Source organism: Micromonospora deserti, from assembly GCF_003236335.1.
Classification (GTDB): Bacteria; Actinomycetota; Actinomycetes; order Mycobacteriales; family Micromonosporaceae; genus Micromonospora; species Micromonospora deserti.
The window spans coordinates 1-1,067 of sequence record NZ_POUB01000513.1 but is presented as its reverse complement, the minus strand read 5'-3'; the positions used below and the strand labels follow the sequence as shown (position 1 = coordinate 1,067).

Sequence of the window (1,067 nt, the reverse complement as noted above, 5' to 3'; positions counted from 1 at the left end):
GGCGTAGCGCAGGGGGCGGGACGGTGGGCGGTGCCACTGTGACCCCCGCTCGGCGCGCCGGCCGGCACGCGGCGGCGGGTGCGCGGCCCGCGGCCCCGCACCCGCACCCGCACCCGCACCGTCCGTCCGGTCACTCGCCCGGCAGTTCGCCGCCGTCCTGGGCGCCGGTGTCGTCCGATGACGCCGGGGTGGGCTGACCGGCGGTCCCGCCGTTGGCCCGCCGGTCCAGCACGCCCTGGTTGAGGTGCAGCTCGATCATGTCGAAGAGGATCTCGCGGACCGTCGTGTCGCCGGATCTGATCGTGCCGCCGTCGCTGCGCGCGACCACCGCGTAGGCGAGGTAGTGGCCGCGTACCTGCCAGCCAACCCGGGCGGGGGAGGTGGCCATCGCCTCGGTCTCCTCGTCGGCCGCCATGCCCCGGAACCGGCCCTGCCGCTCGTCGAGCAGCTGCCGGACCCGGTCCCGGACACGCTCGGCGCTGGCCCGGTCGGTCAGGTTGAACAACCCGGCGGTGATCAGGTGGTCGCCGTCGGGGGTGCGGAGTGTCGCCCGGACCACCTGGTTGCAGCCGAGGCGGACGAGCAGGTCGGCGACCTCCCCGGTGGCCGCCACCGCGCAGCTGGCGCTGGAGTGCGTCTTCAGCACCTGGTACGCGGGCTGCCCGTCGGTGACCACGAGCCGCTTGCCGGGGAAGAGTTCCTTGGCGGTCAGCGGCGCCTGGTCGGTGTCCCGGGAGTCGAGGTCGCTCGCCTCGGACTCGGCGGTCTGGGCCATCCCGGGCTGCTGCGTCGGGGTGGCCAGCGGCTCAGGATCGCGGTCGACCAGCAGGGCGGCGGCGCCGAGGCCGCAGAGCGCCAGCAGGACGAAGACGGCCGCGCCGCCGACCAGCACCTGCCACATCCGACCGCCGCCTCCGCCACCGCGACGGGACCGGGGCACCTCGGCCGGCGGCGGTTCCTGCGCCGGTGCCGGCGGTGGCACCTGGGCCGGGGGTGGCGCCAGCTGGGCCGCGGCGCGTACCGGCGGCGGCTCGGCGGGCGGCGGCGCGAACCGGGTGGTGCGGGGC

At 77.0% G+C, this 1,067-nt stretch carries 1 protein-coding gene; it reads right to left on the bottom strand.

All coding sequences use genetic code 11. The annotated features are described in order from the left end of the window. Nucleotides 1-130: 130 nt before the first annotated feature. The coding region (locus tag C1I99_RS31640) for a hypothetical protein (RefSeq protein ID WP_438941471.1) at nucleotides 131-1,067 on the bottom strand (937 nt) is incomplete at its 5' end.